This is a genomic window from Candidatus Omnitrophota bacterium (genome assembly GCA_018830005.1).
Lineage (GTDB): Bacteria > Omnitrophota > Gorgyraeia > JAHJTE01 > JAHJTE01 > JAHJTE01.
The window spans coordinates 171,590-189,038 of sequence record JAHJTE010000002.1 but is presented as its reverse complement, the minus strand read 5'-3'; the positions used below and the strand labels follow the sequence as shown (position 1 = coordinate 189,038).

Annotated in this window: 26 protein-coding genes, 4 tRNA genes and 1 pseudogene; all 31 read left to right on the top strand. The window is 37.1% G+C overall.

The genetic code is table 11. The annotated features are described in order from the left end of the window. The first annotated feature begins 6 nt into the window (after positions 1-6). Positions 7-771, top strand: coding sequence for a diadenylate cyclase CdaA (gene cdaA / locus KJ593_05585; protein ID MBU2541351.1), 765 nt, complete (start codon positions 7-9; stop codon positions 769-771). Between the two features lie 135 nt (positions 772-906). Then, positions 907-1,626: a pyridoxine 5'-phosphate synthase gene (locus KJ593_05580; GenBank protein ID MBU2541350.1), complete on the top strand. Its 720-nt coding sequence runs from the start codon at positions 907-909 to the stop codon at positions 1,624-1,626. After that, positions 1,626-1,982, top strand: a complete 357-nt coding sequence (gene acpS, locus KJ593_05575) for a holo-ACP synthase (GenBank protein MBU2541349.1) — start codon at positions 1,626-1,628, stop codon at positions 1,980-1,982. The genes KJ593_05580 and acpS overlap by 1 nt, the downstream gene beginning before the upstream one ends. Then, positions 1,936-2,805, top strand: a complete 870-nt coding sequence (locus tag KJ593_05570) for an NAD(P)H-hydrate dehydratase (GenBank protein ID MBU2541348.1) — start codon at positions 1,936-1,938, stop codon at positions 2,803-2,805. Before acpS ends, KJ593_05570 begins: the two co-directional genes overlap by 47 nt. Positions 2,806-3,213: 408 nt before the next feature. Continuing rightward, a complete protein-coding gene (locus tag KJ593_05565) occupies positions 3,214-3,390 on the top strand; it encodes a hypothetical protein (GenBank protein MBU2541347.1) in 177 nt (58 codons plus the stop codon). Beyond that, positions 3,377-3,934 (top strand): PIN domain-containing protein, encoded by a 558-nt coding sequence (locus tag KJ593_05560; protein ID MBU2541346.1) that lies wholly within the window; start codon positions 3,377-3,379, stop codon positions 3,932-3,934. The genes KJ593_05565 and KJ593_05560 overlap by 14 nt, the downstream gene beginning before the upstream one ends. A 206-nt stretch (positions 3,935-4,140) precedes the next feature. Further along, complete coding sequence (locus KJ593_05555) at positions 4,141-4,416, top strand: hypothetical protein (GenBank protein MBU2541345.1); 276 nt, start codon at positions 4,141-4,143, stop codon at positions 4,414-4,416. 78 nt (positions 4,417-4,494) lie between these two features. Further along, entirely contained in the window at positions 4,495-4,896 is a 402-nt protein-coding gene (locus KJ593_05550) for a hypothetical protein (GenBank protein ID MBU2541344.1), read from the top strand. Positions 4,897-4,931: 35 nt separating this feature from the next. Then, positions 4,932-5,210 (top strand): annotated as a pseudogene (locus tag KJ593_05545) (hypothetical protein). 109 nt (positions 5,211-5,319) lie between these two features. Further along, complete coding sequence (locus KJ593_05540) at positions 5,320-5,901, top strand: CsgG/HfaB family protein (protein MBU2541343.1); 582 nt, start codon at positions 5,320-5,322, stop codon at positions 5,899-5,901. A gap of 23 nt (positions 5,902-5,924) precedes the next feature. After that, entirely contained in the window at positions 5,925-6,905 is a 981-nt protein-coding gene (locus tag KJ593_05535) for a hypothetical protein (GenBank protein ID MBU2541342.1), read from the top strand. A 144-nt stretch (positions 6,906-7,049) separates the two neighbouring features. Then, the gene (locus KJ593_05530) at positions 7,050-7,367 is read left to right on the top strand and encodes a SpoVG family protein (protein MBU2541341.1); all 318 of its coding nucleotides are present in this window, start codon (positions 7,050-7,052) and stop codon (positions 7,365-7,367) included. Beyond that, positions 7,342-7,917, top strand: coding sequence for a hypothetical protein (locus KJ593_05525; protein MBU2541340.1), 576 nt, complete (start codon positions 7,342-7,344; stop codon positions 7,915-7,917). The genes KJ593_05530 and KJ593_05525 overlap by 26 nt, the downstream gene beginning before the upstream one ends. Further along, a complete protein-coding gene (locus KJ593_05520) occupies positions 7,868-8,059 on the top strand; it encodes a hypothetical protein (protein ID MBU2541339.1) in 192 nt (63 codons plus the stop codon). The genes KJ593_05525 and KJ593_05520 overlap by 50 nt, the downstream gene beginning before the upstream one ends. Before the next feature lie 404 nt (positions 8,060-8,463). Next, positions 8,464-8,646, top strand: a complete 183-nt coding sequence (locus KJ593_05515; protein MBU2541338.1) for a helix-turn-helix domain-containing protein — start codon at positions 8,464-8,466, stop codon at positions 8,644-8,646. A 97-nt stretch (positions 8,647-8,743) separates the two neighbouring features. After that, positions 8,744-9,949 carry an AAA family ATPase gene (locus KJ593_05510; GenBank protein ID MBU2541337.1) on the top strand — a complete coding sequence of 402 codons (1,206 nt, stop codon included), beginning with the start codon at positions 8,744-8,746 and terminating at the stop codon, positions 9,947-9,949. A gap of 22 nt (positions 9,950-9,971) precedes the next feature. Beyond that, positions 9,972-11,033 (top strand): tyrosine-type recombinase/integrase, encoded by a 1,062-nt coding sequence (locus KJ593_05505; protein MBU2541336.1) that lies wholly within the window; start codon positions 9,972-9,974, stop codon positions 11,031-11,033. Between the two features lie 23 nt (positions 11,034-11,056). Next, positions 11,057-11,129: transfer RNA gene (locus KJ593_05500), tRNA-Thr, on the top strand. A 9-nt stretch (positions 11,130-11,138) separates the two neighbouring features. Then, positions 11,139-11,223: transfer RNA gene (locus KJ593_05495), tRNA-Tyr, on the top strand. A 60-nt stretch (positions 11,224-11,283) separates the two neighbouring features. Continuing rightward, a tRNA-Gly gene (locus KJ593_05490) sits at positions 11,284-11,357 on the top strand. A 28-nt stretch (positions 11,358-11,385) separates the two neighbouring features. Beyond that, the gene (locus tag KJ593_05485; GenBank protein ID MBU2541335.1) at positions 11,386-11,985 is read left to right on the top strand and encodes a flavodoxin family protein; all 600 of its coding nucleotides are present in this window, start codon (positions 11,386-11,388) and stop codon (positions 11,983-11,985) included. Between the two features lie 9 nt (positions 11,986-11,994). After that, positions 11,995-12,381 (top strand): DUF3568 family protein, encoded by a 387-nt coding sequence (locus KJ593_05480; GenBank protein ID MBU2541334.1) that lies wholly within the window; start codon positions 11,995-11,997, stop codon positions 12,379-12,381. Positions 12,382-12,385: 4 nt separating this feature from the next. Beyond that, positions 12,386-13,159, top strand: coding sequence for a DUF3108 domain-containing protein (locus KJ593_05475; GenBank protein MBU2541333.1), 774 nt, complete (start codon positions 12,386-12,388; stop codon positions 13,157-13,159). Then, positions 13,143-13,568 (top strand): PaaI family thioesterase, encoded by a 426-nt coding sequence (locus tag KJ593_05470; GenBank protein MBU2541332.1) that lies wholly within the window; start codon positions 13,143-13,145, stop codon positions 13,566-13,568. Before KJ593_05475 ends, KJ593_05470 begins: the two co-directional genes overlap by 17 nt. A gap of 3 nt (positions 13,569-13,571) precedes the next feature. Continuing rightward, entirely contained in the window at positions 13,572-14,315 is a 744-nt protein-coding gene (locus KJ593_05465) for a thymidylate synthase (protein MBU2541331.1), read from the top strand. A gap of 46 nt (positions 14,316-14,361) precedes the next feature. Further along, positions 14,362-14,859, top strand: coding sequence for a nucleotidyltransferase family protein (locus KJ593_05460; GenBank protein ID MBU2541330.1), 498 nt, complete (start codon positions 14,362-14,364; stop codon positions 14,857-14,859). Beyond that, a complete protein-coding gene (locus tag KJ593_05455; protein ID MBU2541329.1) occupies positions 14,856-15,017 on the top strand; it encodes a hypothetical protein in 162 nt (53 codons plus the stop codon). The genes KJ593_05460 and KJ593_05455 overlap by 4 nt, the downstream gene beginning before the upstream one ends. 103 nt (positions 15,018-15,120) lie before the next feature. After that, positions 15,121-15,531 (top strand): PilZ domain-containing protein, encoded by a 411-nt coding sequence (locus tag KJ593_05450; protein ID MBU2541328.1) that lies wholly within the window; start codon positions 15,121-15,123, stop codon positions 15,529-15,531. A 5-nt stretch (positions 15,532-15,536) separates the two neighbouring features. After that, positions 15,537-16,538 carry an NAD(P)-dependent glycerol-3-phosphate dehydrogenase gene (locus KJ593_05445; GenBank protein ID MBU2541327.1) on the top strand — a complete coding sequence of 334 codons (1,002 nt, stop codon included), beginning with the start codon at positions 15,537-15,539 and terminating at the stop codon, positions 16,536-16,538. 35 nt (positions 16,539-16,573) lie between these two features. Further along, positions 16,574-16,648 (top strand) — tRNA-Pro (locus KJ593_05440). Positions 16,649-16,716: 68 nt separating this feature from the next. Then, entirely contained in the window at positions 16,717-17,412 is a 696-nt protein-coding gene (locus KJ593_05435) for a DUF975 family protein (GenBank protein ID MBU2541326.1), read from the top strand. Positions 17,413-17,449 lie beyond the last annotated feature (37 nt).

Here is a 17,449-nt window from a genome sequence, read left to right as displayed (position 1 = left end):
CAGATTATGTTAGAATACGTTAATTTATTGTGGCGCCCGATATTGGAAATCAGCATTCTTTGGTTCATATTCTACAGGATGCTTATTTTCTTTGAGGGTACGCGAGCTGTCCATGTCTTGAGAGGAATAATTATTCTTATTATTGCCTTTTTTGTTTCTCAAAGACTTGGATTGCTTACTATCGAATGGTTGCTTACTAAGTTATTTGCATTTTGGTTGATAGGTACGATCATTTTGTTTCAGCCAGAATTACGTCAAGGCCTTGCTCACTTAGGACAACATCATCTCTTTCATTTGCCGCCAAAAGAAGAAGAGGTAGAGGAGATGATTAAAGAGCTGATTAAGGCTATTCGTAGGTTTTCTTATGAGAATGTTGGAGCAATCATTGCTTTAGAGAGACACCATAAATTAAAAACATTTGTAGAAAGCGGGATTCGCCTAGATAGTATGATTAGCGCTGAATTACTTAATAGTATTTTTGTTCCTGGCGCCCCACTTCACGATGGCGGTGTGGTTATCAGTGGTAACAGGATTATTGCTGCTTCTTGTCTTTTTCCCTTAACGCAACAGCCAGGACTTTCTCCTACACTAGGCACAAGACATCGTGCTGCCATTGGTTTAACCGAAGAGACCGATGCTGTCGTAATTGTTGTCTCTGAAAATAAAGGAGTTGTATCTTCAGCGCTTAACGGCAGATTGGAGCAGAATCTTGATGTTGAGAAATTAGATAAGACACTAAAGAATTTATTAATAAAGAGAAATAAAATATGAAAAGCTGGATAAACAATAATTTGTGGCTTAAGGCAGTTTCTCTCGTCCTTGCTATTATTACCTGGTTTTACGTAAGCAGTGAAGTTTCTCGGGGAGTCTATTTTTGAGAGAGCTTCCAATTGGTAAAGAATAATTATTATGAGGTTAGGTGTAAATGTTGATCATGTTGCAACATTGCGACAGGCTCGTAAAAGCACGCTTATTTCTCCTATAGAGGCGGCAAAGATATGCCTCTTAAATGGCGCTGACGGCATTGTGGTTCATCTGCGCGAGGACAGAAGACATATCCAGGACAAGGATGTATTTAGATTAAGGAAGGTTATTCGTTCGCATCTAAATTTGGAGATGTCAATCAATAAGGATATAGTTGATATTGCCACGCGCCTTAGGCCGGATGTTTCAACATTAGTTCCTGAGAGACGTCAAGAATTAACTACCGAAGGCGGCCTAGACGTTGCATCCAATGAATCTAAAATTAAAAATGTTGTTAAACGTCTTAAATCTTGCGGTATTAATGTCAGCTTGTTCATTGATCCTGTAAAAAAACAAATCAAGGCGGCAAAAAGAGTAGGCGCAGATACAATAGAGTTACATACTGGAAAATACGCCGAGGCTAAGAATCATAAATTGCGCCGCCAACTACTTAAAGACTTAAAACTCAAGACCAATTTTGCCAGGCAACTTGGTCTTTGCGTGGCAGCAGGTCATGGCCTTGATTATTCCAATACAGCAGATGTTGTAGCAATAAAGGGAATAGAAGAGCTTAATATCGGTTATTCTATTATTTGTAGAGCAGTTTTCTTCGGGCTGGGAACCGCTGTTAGGCAAATGCGTAAATTAATGGATAGAGCGTAATGATTATTGGTACAGGTATAGATATAATTGAAGTAGAGCGTATTGAAAAGGCAATTGAGCGCGGTGGCGATAATTTCTTGAAACGAATTTTTACGGTGCGAGAAATCGGATACGCCAAAAGTAAAAAATTATCTTCAATGCATCTTGCAGGCAGATTTGCCGCAAAAGAGGCAGTGCTTAAGGGCTTTAGCCGCGGTCAATTCAATTTTAAGGATATAGAGATACTAAATGATGATGTAGGCAGGCCATTTTGCCGGCTTAGTAGAGACGGATTTAATATTGCAATCTCTATTTCCCATACGGAAAATTATGCAGTTGCCAGCGCAGTTATCGAAAAGAAAGCCCAATTCACATAAGGGAAATTACGGACACATATTTGCCTTATGTGGTTCAGCCGGATTGACGGGAGCTGCAATACTCACAGCGCGCTCAAGTCTGAGAACAGGAGCTGGATTAGTTACGCTAGGCATACCAAAAAGCCTTAATAATATATTCCAGAAGCAATTAGTTGAAGTAATGACCCTGCCTTTGGCCCAGACAAGCTCTCAGTCAGCCAGTATTAAGGCCTTACCAAAAATAAATAATTTTCTAAAGAAGGTAGACGTTCTGGCAATAGGTCCCGGATTATCATTAAATCTATCGACACAAAAATTAGTTCGCAGTATTATTGCTCATTGTAAACTGAAGATGGTTATTGATGCTGATGCAATAAATGCCTTGGCTGCAAATTTAAAGGTATTAAAACTAAGGGCAAAAAAAAGACTCAATAGGAATTTAGTCTTAACACCCCATCCAGGAGAGATGGCCAGACTTATTGCCAAGTCCACCTCTTATGTCCAGGGCCACAGAAAAGAAGTTGCTTCTAAATTCTCAAAAGAATTTGGTCTGACGCTTATCTTGAAAGGTTATCGAAGTATTGTTGCTGATTTCTCCGGCAAGGTTTATATTAATACTACAGGAAATCCAGGTATGGCAACAGCTGGATGTGGAGACGTACTTACAGGCATTGTTGCTTCTTTCCTAGCCCAAGGTTTGGATGTTTATTCTGCGGCTAAGTATGCGACATATATCCATGGCCTAGCAGGCGATTTAGCAGCAAGGGAAAGTGGCGAGTTGAGTTTAATCGCCTCGGATTTAATTGAAAGAATCCCTGAGGCAATAAAAAAAAGTAGTCAATAATTTAAATGCTGGCGTAGCTCAGTTGGTAGAGCACCTCACTTGTAAAGCGATAGAAGTATTTTTCCTAACCTCTTGAAATTCAATTAAATATATTAACTCCCAACCACTTACATAAAATATTTTAGTCTCTGCTCTTCCCCGAATTACCCCATTTTTCCCCATCAGATGGACACTATTTGGACACCAACCCCCTAGGCGTCCCAAAGGCACCCCCTTGGGTATGTATATATTGAGTCTTATGGGTAAAATCAAATTGAGGAGTACACCTTATCGCTTTTGATATAGATATAATAAATAGGGGGTATCTTTGGTGCGAATAGCAAAATTTGAAAAGCTTGACAGTGATTGGTATATAGAGGTAAAATATGCTATACTCTATAAGTGGGTATAATGAGGGAGAAGAAAATTATGGTTAAATTATTTCAGACTATTAAAAGCATCTTTGTTGACGAGAAAGGTTTTTGCGTTCCCAAGGACTTAAAGAAATATGTTTGTGCGCACGATGAATTGCTGAAGAAAACAGGCAATCTTAATTTATCAGGCACTGTAATTAAGTTACGAAGGAACGGGGATGAAAAGAAATGATGAATTATTCTTTGATACGAGTGCCTTTGTAAAGTATTACAATAAGGAGCCGACTGGAACAAAAGCAGTTACATTTTGGATAGAGAGCCACAAAAAAGATAAAAAGAGAGCTAATAGGCTCTCTTTATTTTTGCCAGACATCTGTATTACTGAAACGTTTTTGGTATTTTACACTAAGAGATATACAGATAAAAGTAAACGTATAAATGATGATAAATTTTTAACGATGAAAACCAATTTTACATATGATCTTGAAAAACGAAAATATAATATATGTTCTATAACACGTAAGGATATTATAAAAACGTATGAAATATTTGATCATGCAAGAGATATATATTTAGAATATAATGAAGAAAGAGACTTCCTTAGTTGTATAGATGTTTTGATAGTAGGAATGGCAGCAAATTTTAAGAAGAGACATAAAGATTTTTTTCTTGTAACATGCGATTTGGCAATGGCTAAAGTTGCCGAGAGATTGAGTATAGCTGTATTAGATCCGAATAATTACCAAACTTTTCCAGACAGACTCAAGCCTAGCTAAAAAAGACCCCCCATTATTTTAACTAAAGAACACCCAGTGATGAGCTGGGGTTTTTGTTTGACACAATAATTGAACAGAGCTAAAATAACCTTCCAGTGTGTAATAGCATACCCACCACAAAGGAGTGGTTATGGGGCAAAGTATACTAATCTTAGGCCAATGTTAAGCTGTTAGTTTTTTCTTATTTTAGAGGATGCGAGGTTATTATGGATGAAAAACAAAGGCAATTTTTTAAAACTTACCTTATCGGATTAAAAATTATTATCAATATATTATTGTTAGGAGTGCCATTATTAATTGCGTGGCTTTTGGTAACAATCTTATATTTTGTTATATATCCCTTGATGCCTAATCCTTATTCAGACATTGTATTGAATGGAGCTTGTATTATTGCTTTGCCTTTACTTATCCCATTGTATTTCCCCATCATTAAATTGATGACTGCAAATCTAAAGAGATGTATTAGGGAACTTAAGGGGTAACTTTGTAGTATATACCAAAAGCGAAGTTGATTTTAAGGAGAAGCGTTACATAGAAAGCAATTAATGGTTGGCGGGGCGATGGAAAAAAGTAATAAAACAAATTGGAAATGGAAACCAAAACGCTGGTGGTTAGGTTTAATTGTCTTTTGGTTGATAAGCACTGTTGGCGCTGGGATAATTGCACGAAGTGGAGGTTCTTACAGTCACGAGTCTGGATTTACCATATTGATAATGTTGATTTTTGCTATTTTGGCTGCTTGCACTGACCGAGGTTGGAGTATTCCCAAACGCATATTTTGGATAATTGGAATTTGGATTATACACGCCTTTTTAATGATTCCTGCGAGTTTAATTGCAGTTTTAATATCTAAACCTTACCTTGCAGAAAGGACAACTTCTCTTTTAGCTGCGTTCCCGCTTGTTATTTGGGCTATGCATCGTTCAAAGTTTTTTGTTAAGCCAAATGCTAATAGAAAATGAATAAAAAACAATTAATAGTTGCTTGGGGGTAAGATATGAAAAAGATTTTAATTGTCTTATTGTGTTTAGGATTGGTTGGGTGTGCGATAAATTCAGGCGTGGTTCCAATGGGGCAAGACACTTTTATGGTCTCTCGTCAAGCGGCTACGGGTTTTTCTGGTTCGGGGAAACTCAAGGCTAAAGCATTACAAGAGGCTAACGAATTTTGTGAAAATCAAGGAAAGCACTTTCAGGTAATTCATATCAGCGAGGCCAAGCCACCGTATATACTAACTAATTTTCCAAAAGCAGAAGTTCATTTTATGTGTCTTGATGCAGATGACCTAGAGCTGAAGCGGCCAAGATTAAAAAAAGAAGCGGATACTGTGATAGAGATACGCAGATGAGAATATCAGAAAATATGAAATAAGGATGAGGTGAGAGATGAAGAAGATTCTTGTTGTCTTGTTATGTTTGGGTTTGGTTGGATGCGCTAATCCTTCTTATTTTAGAAGAAATAGTAAGTTTATTCCGAATAATTGGTCAAAAATTGCGGTTTTACCTTTTTCAGGAGACATGCGATTTACTCAAGTAGCCACAGACACACTAAATCTCCACCTTTTAGAGCAAGATGATTTCGTACTTGTTGAGCCTTCAACAATTCAGTTTGCAATTACTAAAATAGGCGTAAAAAACGATGTCAATAACGCTATTACTATTCTTGAAGCACAAAAAATTGGAGAATCGGTTAATGCTGAAGTGGTACTGTTAGGTAACATAACTTCATATAATAACGGGTTAACTCTGAATGCTTTTGCTACAGTAAAAATGATTGATACAAAAACTGGACAGATAGTTTCCGTAAGTCATAAGCCAAGCGGGCTATTGATGGGATGGAGTGAACATCAGGCTGCGGTAGCTGCGGTTAGACGAACTGCAAAAGATATGTTAAAAGCATTAAGAGAATTAGCTAATCTGAATAAAATACCACAACATACTAAGGAATCATCTGACAGCGATACTTGAAATTTTAAAGATGTGAGGAAGAAGTGGAGAAAAAGAAAACTCAAAGAATTCAATTGCTTATAAGAAATGAGATGTTTAATAAAGAACTTAATGCAATTATGAAAAGAATAGGCAGGAAGTATTTTCCGCTAGCCAAAAAACTAGATAAAATTGGGAACAGACATGATCCTTCTAGGCAGGTGCTTCGTTTTTTCAAAGTTAATAAATATCCAGAATTAGTTAAAGAAGCGAAAGATTATTGCAATAAGTGTAATGACCTTAGAAAAAAAGCCCTTAAGCCTTTAAGGAACAGTAATGATTTATATGAATTACAGTCAGTCTTTGAGCGCTTTAGGGATTCTTGGTTTGAATTTTGTGATAGATGGTGTATAGGAGAAGGATGGGAATGCAATCTTAGCAATTTGTGGAAGTTTATAAGAGAACCAGTAGAAATACATCTCGATCAAGACCCTAGAAAAGGCAGGGATAGCATTTCAATTACAATTACAAAATGGGCTACTTTAGAAGATATTAGAAAAAAATGGAAGGATGTCGAAAGATTGCAGAAGTATTATTTATCCAAAATAGAAGGTAAGGGCAATTTTGAACGAGATTTGAGATGGTATGATGTGGAGAAAAAAGGATTTTCAATAAAAAAGATTGCTGAAATAGAAAAGAGATTTCATATGCGGGATATTGATATTCTGATTACCAGAAGAATCAAAGACACGATTAAAAAAGAGGATTTACAAGGAAAGGTTTTGGATGATCATCAATTACATGAAGAGATAGTAAATGGTTTTCTTTCTGACAAATATAAAGCAGATTTTACAGAGGCAAAACAGCATTATCTAACTGGTAAGCAAGAAGGAAGAAAAGGTAAATTGATTTCTACAGGTATTTCTCCCCTCCAAGATGTAATCAAGAAAGCTATAAAAAGAATGAGTGAGCAGATAGCTCAATTGAATATGCCTCCCCCTGATAAAGGTGTTCTTTTTGGTTTGCCTCCCCTTAAAATTGGCTGAAGAAATCTAGCCAACTCTATAGCATCTCCATAGAAAAATAAGCTCTTTTAGCACGTCCACTGACGTTAAATAGATAATAATGTATACTATAGCTGTTCAGATTGAATAGGTCTGCAACAGCTTCTTGTTTATTGAGGATAGGAGATGATGAGCGAAATCGTAATTACCGAATCAGTCGTCATACCAGTTAAACCTACCGAGAAAGGCCTTTTGGGCTTTGCTTCCTGTGTAATCAATGATTCTATCTCTCTAAATTCAATCGCAATTTACTCACGTCCAAATGGCGAAGGCTACCGTTTGCTATATCCCATTAAAGTATTGCCCAATGGCAAAGAGATCAACATTTTTTATCCTATTAACCGAGAAACCGCAGAAATAATTAACAAAGCTATATTTCAGAAATACGAAGAATTGATGGAAAAAGTGGTGAAAGAAAATGAAAAGAATGAGACAGCCCCTTAAATCATTATTTTATAATTTAGCTAGCAAATATAAATACTTTTGTAGAAAAAGGATGCTAGAGTCTGACGGCTCATTTTACTATGATGATAAAAGGCTAGCTGAGGAAGAGTTTGCTTGTGAAGCAACAATAGGTAGACAGGTGGCGGATTTGCTGGAGATAGGTCTTATTAAATGTACTAGGGGGAGATGGAAGACCGAGGCTACAAAATATTGGATATTAGTACAGCCTAATAAATTGTTATCCTTTATTCAGCAAAGAAAGGCTAACAAAAATTCTTCTAAGGATAACAAAATGTCAAGTATAGGGCAACAAAATGTTACCCCAAATAAAGAAATAAATAAAGAAATAAAGTATATTGATAATCAATTTTCCTCAGAAAAGGAGATTAAGGAAGGGGTGAGAGGTATTATTAAGGTTAGTGGCAGTAAAAAAGCAAGGAGTTTCTATGTGGATAGAGGCTATGACGGGAAGTTGATAGATAAAATTTTGGAGGAAATAGATGATGAAGCGCTTAACTCCAATAAAGGCCATAAGAGCAAAATGTCTTGATTGTTCAGCAGGGCAGCCTTCAGAGGTCAGAAGCTGCGAGATTACAGATTGTGCTTTGTTTATGTATCGTTTTGGGAAAAATCCAAAGAGATCAGGCATTGGTGGGAAATTTTCAATTCCTACGCAAAAAAGAGATAGTTGAGAAATGGTTTTTCTATGGAACATATGAAGATTAGGGACATTGCTTATACAATATTACAGCCCTAAAGTAGAGTTGAGTGAGCAAAAGTAAGCATTTAAGCTAACAAATGCTAACATATTATTGACAAATGTTGACATATTACTAAGAAATACTAAGAAATGCTAAGAAATGTTAAGGAAAAAGGTTGTTCAAGGGTGTTCAAGTATGTTATTTTACTGAAAAATACTGAGATTTAAGTGTAAAAAGGTTAATTTTTTTGAGACATTTGAACTTAAAAGGTTAATATTTAGCCTTGAAAAAGAGGAAAAACTAGCAGCAATTATACGGGAAAAAGGTGAATTTTAGGAGTAAAGGGAGCTTAATAAGTAGACTTTAGGGGCAAAATAGAAATTTGAGCATTTAGAATGGAAAGACGTTTCGTAGGAATTAAGGACTTATCTCAGTATTTGGGTGTAGCAGTAAAGACACTTTACAACTGGGTCTGCCATAGAAAAATCCCTTGCCATAAGTTCCATGGTGCCTTAAGATTTGACCTTAGGGAAATAGATACTTGGGTAAATAAGAAAGGGATAAAACCATTAACCTAAAAATAATACTTGACGTAACGGCAAAATCATGTATAATTGTAGTCAGTAACAATAAATAGTAATTAGTCATTGTTAGTATTAAAAGTGAGGTATTTATATGGAAGGAATTGATTATAAACAAAAATCTTTTTATGCTGGTCGCTTCTTTAGTCCTTCAACCCCAATAGATAAAAGGAGTCTATTCTCTGGAAGAGATTATCAATTGGATCGTGTTATTGATTTAATCTTTGCCAGAGGTCAACATAGCGTCATTTATGGAGAAAGAGGAGTTGGGAAAACTTCATTGGCAAATATTCTACAGGAAGTTCTTGAACCTTTAGCTAAACATAAGATACTTTGCTCAAGAGTCAATTGTGATATTTCTGATAGTTTTTCGTCTTTATGGAGCAAAACCTTAAATAATGTATCTCTTATAATGGAGGAGCCAAGTATTGGCTTTAGTCAGCAAAGCAAAGAAACGCTTGTTTCTTTAAAAGATTTGGTGGTAAAAGAAAACGGAATAAAAATTGAAGATATTCGTAAGCTCCAACAAATAAAAGACATAAGTTTTGTCTTTATATTTGATGAGTTTGATAGAATCAAAAAGGGTAAAGTAACGGCGTTGCTTGCAGACACAATTAAGATGCTTTCTGATTACTCAATAGATGTTACGATTATTTTAATCGGTGTAGCTGATAGCATCGAAGAATTAGTGAAGGAACACGCATCTATTGATAGGTCATTGGTACAAATTTTGATGCCCAGAATGAAGTCAGATGAACTAAGTGGAATAATTAATTCAGCAGTTCAAGAACTTAAAATGTCGATTGATCCTAAAGTAAAGCAGGAGATAGTACGTTTATCTCAAGGGCTCCCACATTATACGCATTTAGTTGGTTTGGCAGCTACAAGGAAAGCTTTGCAATCTCAACGCTTGAATATCACTGATACAGATTTATTTGAAGGTATAAATGATGCCATAAATGATGCTCAACAAATTATTATAAATGCTTATACCAAAGCTACTACAAGTCCAAGGAAAGATACTTTATTTAAACAAGTATTGTTTGCTTGTGCGTTATGTCAAGTAGATGAGTTAGGTTATTTTGCTCCTGCTGATGTACGTGAACCTTTGGAAAGAATCGTAAAGCATAAAGTGAACATTGCCACCTTTAATCGCCATCTATCAGATTTTTGTTCAGAAAAAAGAGGGTTTACTTTAGTCAAAACTGGAGGAAAGAGAAGATACAGGTATAGATTTAAAAATCCTTTATTACAACCTTATGTAGTAATGAAAGGTCTATCAGAAAAACTTTTGGAGTAACATAGCAGTTTAGGGGGGAGTAATGGCTGTCTATCTTAAAAAAGGTAATTGGTGGATTGATTACTACGCTAACGGTAAGCGTATTAGACAGAAGATATCTTCTAGTAAAGTCTTAGCAGAGCAAGTCCTCAAGAAAAGACTAGTAGAGGTAGCTGAGAATAAACATCTAGATGTCCGAAAAGAATTAAAGATTAAGTTTGAGGATTTTGCTAATGAATATTTAGAGCTTCATAGTAAACCAAACAACAGGTCTTGGCAGAAATCAGACCTTATCATTATCCAGAATCTAAAAAAGTATTTTGCAGGCAAATATCTTTATGAGGTAACGCCCCAAGATGTTGAGAGATACAAGGCAAAAAGAATAAAGGAAGTTTCACCAGCAACAGTTAATAGAGCTCTTGCTTGTTTTAAGTCTATGTATAATCGTGCTATTGAGTGGGGAAAGGCAAGAGATAATCCTGTGCTTAAAGTAAAACTTTTTAAGGAGAATAACAAGAGACTTCGCTATCTTGAGAAAGAGGAAATAATTAAATTGCTGGCAAAATGTAGTAAACATCTAAAACCGATTGTTATCGTAGCTTTAAACACTGGGATGCGTAGGGGTGAGATACTTAATCTTAAATGGCAGGACTGCGATTTTAGGCGAGGGATAATTCACCTACTTAATACTAAGAATGGAGATAAGAGAGAAATACCTATGAATGAAAAAGTTAAGACCGCTCTTATTAGAACAAAGAAACATTCTGAGAGTCCATATGTCTTTTGTAATGATAAGGGTGAACCTTATGGTAATGTAAGAAAATCATTCTTTACAGCAATGAGGAAAGCAGGTATAATTAACTTCCGTTTCCACGATTTACGGCATAGCTTTGCCTCACATCTTGTTATGTCAGGAGTCGATTTAAATACTGTTAGAGAGCTTCTAGGACACAAATCCCTTAAAATGACCCTTAGATATAGTCACCTTTCGCCTGACCATAAGAAGCGTGCAGTGGACGTTTTAAGCAAGCGAATGGACACTATTTGGTCACCAGAGGCTATTGTTAAGAAATCGGAAGAAAAGTCTGTTGTTGTAGTTCATTGAAAGAAAATAAGTTATGATATTTTGCTGGCGTAGCTCAGTTGGTAGAGCACCTCACTTGTAATGAGGACGTCGGGGGTTCGATTCCTCTCGCCAGCTTAACTTTATGGGCAGGTACCCAAGTGGTCAAAGGGGACAGACTGTAAATCTGTTGCGCATAGCTTCGCAGGTTCAAATCCTGCCCTGCCCACCATTAAGTAAACTTAAGTAAGTTTTGAGGTGGTGGGTCTTGTAATAACCTCAAACCAGCAACGCGGGCATAGCACAGTGGTAGTGCAGCGGCCTTCCAAGCCGCCTACACGGGTTCGAGCCCCGTTGCCCGCTCCATCAGCCAAACCCTATCCAGATTAATAATATGTCTAAGGTCAAGAAGATCCTGTTTATAAACGCTAGCCCGAGAAAAGGCGGCAACACTGATATTGTACTTAGCAAAATCAGTAATTCTATTGGCAAACGCGCACAATCCGAAACCATTATTATCAATGATTTAAATTTTCGTCCTTGTCAGGGTTGTGAGGAATGCGCAGAAGGCGCAGTTTGCATTCTAGATGACGACCTAGGAGGCATTTACAAAAAAATTGCTGATTCTGATGTTATTATTTTTGGCTCGCCTATTTATTTTGGCAGCTTAAGTTCCCAGGCCAAGATGTTGATTGATCGCATGCAGCCTTTTTGGGTAGCAAAGCAAAAGCGCCTAGAGGAGCCTTCTTTAACAAAGGAGGCAACATTAAATATAAAAAGAAAAAAAGGTTTTTTGGTTTTGGTATCTGGTTCAAGCAGAGAATACTTTTTTGAAAATGCCAAGCAGATTATCAAGAATTTCTTTGATGTAGTTAATACTCAGTATTGCGGTCAGTTATTTTATGCAAAGATAGATAAAAAAGGCGAAATCCTGGATTTTCCCGGCATAGAAAAACAGGCAAAGGATATTGCCGAGGCTGCTTTAGAACTTTAGGAGTGCTGGATGCGAAATTTAAAAATAAGATTATTAGTTTTTTTGTTTTTACCACTACTCTTAACTGGCTGTAGCGTTGCCTTGGTAGGTGCGGGTGCTGCTGGTACCTTAGTCGTAAGTGCGGATGGTGTCACTAGTTATTTTGATACTGACGTATCTGGCCTGTGGCAAGTGGCATTTAATGTGTTGGAAGAATCCGGAGATATCTTGAAGAGTAGTAAGGCCTCTGCCAGCATTCAGGCAAAGGTTTCAGGTAGCCTGGTGAGAGTTAGGGTAGAAGAGGTTACTGATAAAACTGTAAAGCTTACTGTGAAGGCCCGCAAAAATTTATTACCAAAGGTAGAGTTGGCCCACGATATAACAAATAAGATCTCAGAACGATTAAGGATAGACTAATATTATGTTTCAGAGAAGGTGCACAAAGATTCTTCTGATTCTAGCTATTGTTCTTCTTATTGTTGTTTTTTTGTATGGCAAGAAGTTGGCCTCTTTTGTTTTTACTTCTAAAACAATCAGCAGGACAATGGATGAATCCCCCTTTAAAAAAGGCGAAATAATAAACTATGATGTAAAATTGTATAATTTTAGGATAGGTAAGGCGCAACTCTCCTACGAAGGCCTTGAGGCTAAAAAGGATGTGCAAGCCATACTGATTACTTTTTTAACTGACGTGGCTAACTTCCATGATCTGGATAAAATATATGCAGTGCCAAAATCATTTTATCCTCTTAGGGTTGAGAGAAGCATCCTCTTTTTTGGAAAAGAAGAGGTTATCGAGGAGGACTATAAGAGCAATCCCAAGGCAGTAACTATTACGAAAAATAAAAAGGGAAATGAAAGCAGCAAGGTTATAACATCAGATAGGCCCTTGCAGCATGCCATCTCAAGTATTTATTATTATCGTCAGTTTAAAAATATTAAAATCGGAAGAAAGTTTTACTTAAATTTGCCGTTAGATAAACTTGAGCTTGAGGTAAAGCGCATTGAGGAGATAAGTGTTCCAGCTGGAAAATTTCAGGCCTTTTATATTGAAAGTGTGCCTAAGAAATTTAGGCTTTGGCTTAGCGTTGATGAAAAAAGAATTCCTTTAAAGATCGTAGGGGCAGTATCTTTAGCGCCGGCAGAATTGGTGATGACTAATTATCAGGAAGGTACTCATGTCCAAGACCGATAGTAATAAGGTTGATAAGATAAAGTTGGAAGATGACTTCATGTGTTTTGTTTGCGGCAAGCATAACAGCTCTGGATTAGGTTTGACTTTCCAGTTAGATGGCAATACAATGAAGACAGAGTTTACCCCTAAGAAAGTACACCAGGGTTTTGCGAATATTACCCATGGAGGTATTATTGCTACTGTATTAGATGAAGTAATGCTTAACCTCCTATACAGAAAAAATATTTATGCCTTAACTGCTGAATTAGGGGTTCGTTTCAGAAAGAGCAGTAAGGTCGGAGAAAAATTGTTTTTTTCATCTACTATAGACGAAAAGAAAGGCAAAATCATAAAGACCTCTGCGCAGGCAAAAAATTCTAATGGCCAGATGATAGCCTCTGCACAGGCAAAGTGCATTGTTGTCGCTTAAGATATGAGCCAATTTTTAAATCCTGTAAGTATTGAAAGCTTTGATTTAGATGATGCCTGGTTTCAGTGCCTAAACGCTATTTTAGAGAAGGGTCACGTCTATACTATTACGCGTGGCAGTTATCAGGGGCAGCGTCGTCTGGAGTTTGATTTTGTTGTTGTGCGCGTTAAGAATCCAGCCCATCAGATTATTCCCATTATTCCCGAGGGGATGAGTATTCCTTCGCCAACGGATATGGACTATATTCAAGGATATCTTTCCTATCTTTTGACAGGGACTAAGACAGAGACCGAAGAGTACACTTATGGAGAGAGACTTGTTGATCCCAAGGTTAAAGTAGCTACTCAATCCGAAAACAAGATGGCTGAGGAATTGGCCTTAAATGTTAATCAGGTTCAGGAGGTTATTAACATATACAAGAGGCAAGGGCATGGAACTAATCAGGCAATTATGGAAATCGGCATGCCTTCTGATATAAAGCTCGTTGATCCGCCCTGTCTGCGTCTTATCGATACGCGAATTCGTTACGGCAAATTACATTTCATCCTTTATTTTCGCTCCTGGGATTTATGGGGAGGGTTTCCTTCTAATCTGGGTGGATTAGAGCTAGTAAAGCAATATATGGCTGATGAAATCGGCGTTGAAAACGGTGAGATTATTGCTGTAAGTAAAGGACTGCATCTTTACGAATATTCCTGGGAGCTTGCCAAGATGCGTACCAATAAATATAATCTGGAAATAAAATAAAGATTTAAGGATATTGAAGACAGAATGTAGTATATAGGTTGAAGAGATGCTTATTTACGAAGAGTTATTACGGGCCTTTCAGAAAAAGAAAGTAAAATATATGATCGTAGGTGGAATTGCTGTTAATCTCCTCGGTTCACTGAGAAGTACTGCTGATTTAGACATACTCGTAGAAATGAGTGATGACAATCTTTCAAAAATTGTTAAGATTTTAAAAAAGCGCGGTTTTAAGGTAAAACAACCAGTAGACCCTATGGGAATTGCAGATAGGAAAATAAGAGCAGATTGGATTAAAAATAAACATATGAAGGCATTTAATTTCTATGGTAAGGACGGAATAAAGGAGGTTGATATAATCATAGATTCACCCGTCTCCTATGAGGTAGCTAGAAAAAGGACGATAAATATGAAGATTGATGACATTAGGATCCCTGTGATCTCTATAGATGACCTTCTAAGGATGAAGAAAAACACATCTCGAATAGTAGATAAATTTGATATAGCTGAACTTAAAAAGATCAAGAAATTAAGGAAGGGAAAATGATTTTTAAATGGGAAAGTGAAAAGATGCGGCTTTTGAGGTTTATGAAAATATCTCCTAAAAAGAAATTAGAATGGCTGCGTCAGATGAATGAATTCTTCGCTAAATACTCTTCAAGATTATCCAAGTCAACAAGGCAGCATCTAAGAGAATCTCGTTGATTAGCTTAAGTCCTACTTGTTATTTTTCTTATCATCTTGCACCTACCTGCATTATCAAATTTTAGTTGCAAATCACACCTATCTTATCTATAATTATAGAGTTATGGAAAATCACGCTAATTCTAGGCCAGAGCGCAGGAGATTTGTGCGCCTTGATTATACAGAGCCATTAGGCTATAAGGTCTGCAAGCAAGAAACTATATCTAAATTATTCTCAGGCTATACTCAGAATATCAGTCAATCCGGCCTATTATGTAAATTAAAGGATAGAATTCCAGAAGAGGTAATCCTTTGGCTTTCTTTTGATATGGGCACCTTAGATCTTTGTCGACAGATAGAAGCAAACACATTTATTGTTCAAAGGGGAATACTGGGAAAGGTTGTTAGAGTTAGTCCTCGAGCTGATGGATATTTTGATGTAGGTCTGTGTTTCTTAACGCGCCAGGAAAAAGATGAAGGTTTTATTGCTCTTTGTAATAGATTGAATAAAGAAGGGGGATCTTTTAAAGAATAAGTAATATGTCTAAGATTAAGAATATTACAATTTTAGGTGACGGAGGCTGGGGTATGACTCTGGCAATTATCCTGCATAGAAAGAACTTTTCAGTCTCATTGTGGAGCTTCTCAAGAGAATATGCAACGTATTTGGATAGATATAGAAAGAATCCCAAGTTTTTAAAGGGGATAAGGATTCCTTCTGGGATTAAGATTACCTCTAATATAAAGCGTGCTGTTATCGGTGCAGATTTGCTTATAGTTGCAGTCCCTTCTATTTATCTGCGTAAGGTAATTAGAAGGCTTAAAAATATTCAGGGGATTAAGAAAAAATTGATCTTAAGCGTAACTAAGGGCATAGAGCCAGAGACATCCATGCGCATGAGCCAAGTTATTAAAAAGGAACTGGCTGCAGAGAAGATATATGTGCTTTCTGGTCCGACTATTGCTCTGGAGGTAGCGCGAAATCATCCAGCAACCGCAGTAATTGCAGGCAGAAATACGCTAGATTTGAAGCGCTTGCAAGAGTTATTAAGCAGCCGGCGTTTTCGAGTATATAGGAATACTGATGTTATTGGCGTTGAGCTGGGAGGAAGCCTTAAGAATATAATCGCTATTGCCTGTGGGATTTCTGATGGTTTGGGTTTTGGTGCTAATGCCAAGGCAGCTATCCTGGCACGCGGCTTAAATGAAATGCGCAATTTGGCGCACGCTATGGGAGCCAGGCGTGAGACCTTAAACGGAATCAGCGGCTTAGGGGATTTAGTTACTACCTGTGTTAGTAAATTTAGCCGTAATCGCTTTGTTGGAGAGCAATTAGCAAAAGGCAAGAGCATAAAGACAATTAAAGAAAGAATGCGTATGGTTGCTGAAGGCATTACAACTGTTAAGGCTGCATATAAATTGAGTCATAGATACAAGATAGAAATGCCGATTACAAAAGAGATTTACAATGTTGTTTATAAAGGAAAGAAAGCACCAGAGGCAGTTGATGTCTTGATGTCAAGGAGGATGAAGACAGAATAGAGAAGTTATAATAGGTTAGTCTAAGCGAGGAATCGCGGGAAGTGGCGCAGTTTGGCTAGCGCGCTTGAATGGGGTTCAAGAGGTCGCGGGTTCAAGTCCCGCCTTCCCGATAAAACATAATAGGTATAATCGCAAGATCCTAACTTTTTAACTCTTTCTTGTGAGGGAGAGGACAGATATGGCAAAAAAATTCTCAATCAATGAAGCATTTAAATTTGGATGGATCACTGTTAAGAAGAATGGCGGATTTTTTGTAACGATAACATTTATTGTCGTAATGATTAATTTCGCGCCAAAGCTTATTAGTGATGCACTTAAAGAGGACTTTCTCTTATTGCCGCTGGGAATAAGTTTAATAGGTTCAACCCTTTCATTTATTGTTTCGATGGGGCTAATAAGAATTGTTTTAAAATCTTATGATAATGAACTGCCTAAATTTAGCGATTTATTTTCTCCTGCCCCTTTGTTTTTTAAATATCTCGCTGCTTCATTTCTCTATGGGTTAATTTGTTTTGCCGGTACGCTTTTGTTGATTATTCCCGGTATTATCTGGGCTATCCAATTCTCTTTTTATGGATATCTGGTTGTTGATAGAGAAATGAGGCCTGTGGCTGCTTTAAAGAAAAGTTCAGTATTGACTAAAGGCGTGAAGTGGAATTTAGTTATCTTTGCTATTGTTTTTATCGGAATAAATATACTGGGAGCGCTGTTTTTTCTGATCGGTCTACTTATTTCAGTACCGACTACAATGCTTGCCGCAGGCTTTGTTTATAGAAAGCTACTGGAGGATTCAGAAGCAGCTCAGGCAGAAAAAACAGAAGATGAGAAAGCGCAAAGTAAAGGAGATCGGGGGCAAGTAAGCATTCCCCAATAGTGAAATTGTTCAATCTGTGATCGGATGTGTAAAGAGG

Excerpts from the sequence above, each read along its gene's own strand:
- cdaA (MBU2541351.1), top strand. The coding sequence starts at position 7 with ATGTTAGAATACGTTAATTTATTGTGGCGCCCGATATTGGAAATCAGC.
- acpS (MBU2541349.1), top strand. The coding sequence starts at position 1,626 with ATGATTATTGGTACAGGTATAGATATAATTGAAGTAGAGCGTATTGAA.
- KJ593_05570 (MBU2541348.1), top strand. The coding sequence starts at position 1,936 with ATGCAGTTGCCAGCGCAGTTATCGAAAAGAAAGCCCAATTCACATAAG.
- KJ593_05565 (MBU2541347.1), top strand. The coding sequence starts at position 3,214 with ATGGTTAAATTATTTCAGACTATTAAAAGCATCTTTGTTGACGAGAAA.
- KJ593_05560 (MBU2541346.1), top strand. The coding sequence starts at position 3,377 with ATGAAAAGAAATGATGAATTATTCTTTGATACGAGTGCCTTTGTAAAG.
- KJ593_05555 (MBU2541345.1), top strand. The coding sequence starts at position 4,141 with ATGGATGAAAAACAAAGGCAATTTTTTAAAACTTACCTTATCGGATTA.
- KJ593_05550 (MBU2541344.1), top strand. The coding sequence starts at position 4,495 with ATGGAAAAAAGTAATAAAACAAATTGGAAATGGAAACCAAAACGCTGG.
- KJ593_05540 (MBU2541343.1), top strand. The coding sequence starts at position 5,320 with ATGAAGAAGATTCTTGTTGTCTTGTTATGTTTGGGTTTGGTTGGATGC.
- KJ593_05530 (MBU2541341.1), top strand. The coding sequence starts at position 7,050 with ATGATGAGCGAAATCGTAATTACCGAATCAGTCGTCATACCAGTTAAA.
- KJ593_05525 (MBU2541340.1), top strand. The coding sequence starts at position 7,342 with ATGAAAAGAATGAGACAGCCCCTTAAATCATTATTTTATAATTTAGCT.
- KJ593_05520 (MBU2541339.1), top strand. The coding sequence starts at position 7,868 with ATGATGAAGCGCTTAACTCCAATAAAGGCCATAAGAGCAAAATGTCTT.
- KJ593_05515 (MBU2541338.1), top strand. The coding sequence starts at position 8,464 with ATGGAAAGACGTTTCGTAGGAATTAAGGACTTATCTCAGTATTTGGGT.
- KJ593_05510 (MBU2541337.1), top strand. The coding sequence starts at position 8,744 with ATGGAAGGAATTGATTATAAACAAAAATCTTTTTATGCTGGTCGCTTC.
- KJ593_05505 (MBU2541336.1), top strand. The coding sequence starts at position 9,972 with ATGGCTGTCTATCTTAAAAAAGGTAATTGGTGGATTGATTACTACGCT.
- KJ593_05485 (MBU2541335.1), top strand. The coding sequence starts at position 11,386 with ATGTCTAAGGTCAAGAAGATCCTGTTTATAAACGCTAGCCCGAGAAAA.
- KJ593_05480 (MBU2541334.1), top strand. The coding sequence starts at position 11,995 with ATGCGAAATTTAAAAATAAGATTATTAGTTTTTTTGTTTTTACCACTA.
- KJ593_05475 (MBU2541333.1), top strand. The coding sequence starts at position 12,386 with ATGTTTCAGAGAAGGTGCACAAAGATTCTTCTGATTCTAGCTATTGTT.
- KJ593_05470 (MBU2541332.1), top strand. The coding sequence starts at position 13,143 with ATGTCCAAGACCGATAGTAATAAGGTTGATAAGATAAAGTTGGAAGAT.
- KJ593_05465 (MBU2541331.1), top strand. The coding sequence starts at position 13,572 with ATGAGCCAATTTTTAAATCCTGTAAGTATTGAAAGCTTTGATTTAGAT.
- KJ593_05460 (MBU2541330.1), top strand. The coding sequence starts at position 14,362 with ATGCTTATTTACGAAGAGTTATTACGGGCCTTTCAGAAAAAGAAAGTA.
- KJ593_05455 (MBU2541329.1), top strand. The coding sequence starts at position 14,856 with ATGATTTTTAAATGGGAAAGTGAAAAGATGCGGCTTTTGAGGTTTATG.
- KJ593_05450 (MBU2541328.1), top strand. The coding sequence starts at position 15,121 with ATGGAAAATCACGCTAATTCTAGGCCAGAGCGCAGGAGATTTGTGCGC.
- KJ593_05445 (MBU2541327.1), top strand. The coding sequence starts at position 15,537 with ATGTCTAAGATTAAGAATATTACAATTTTAGGTGACGGAGGCTGGGGT.
- KJ593_05435 (MBU2541326.1), top strand. The coding sequence starts at position 16,717 with ATGGCAAAAAAATTCTCAATCAATGAAGCATTTAAATTTGGATGGATC.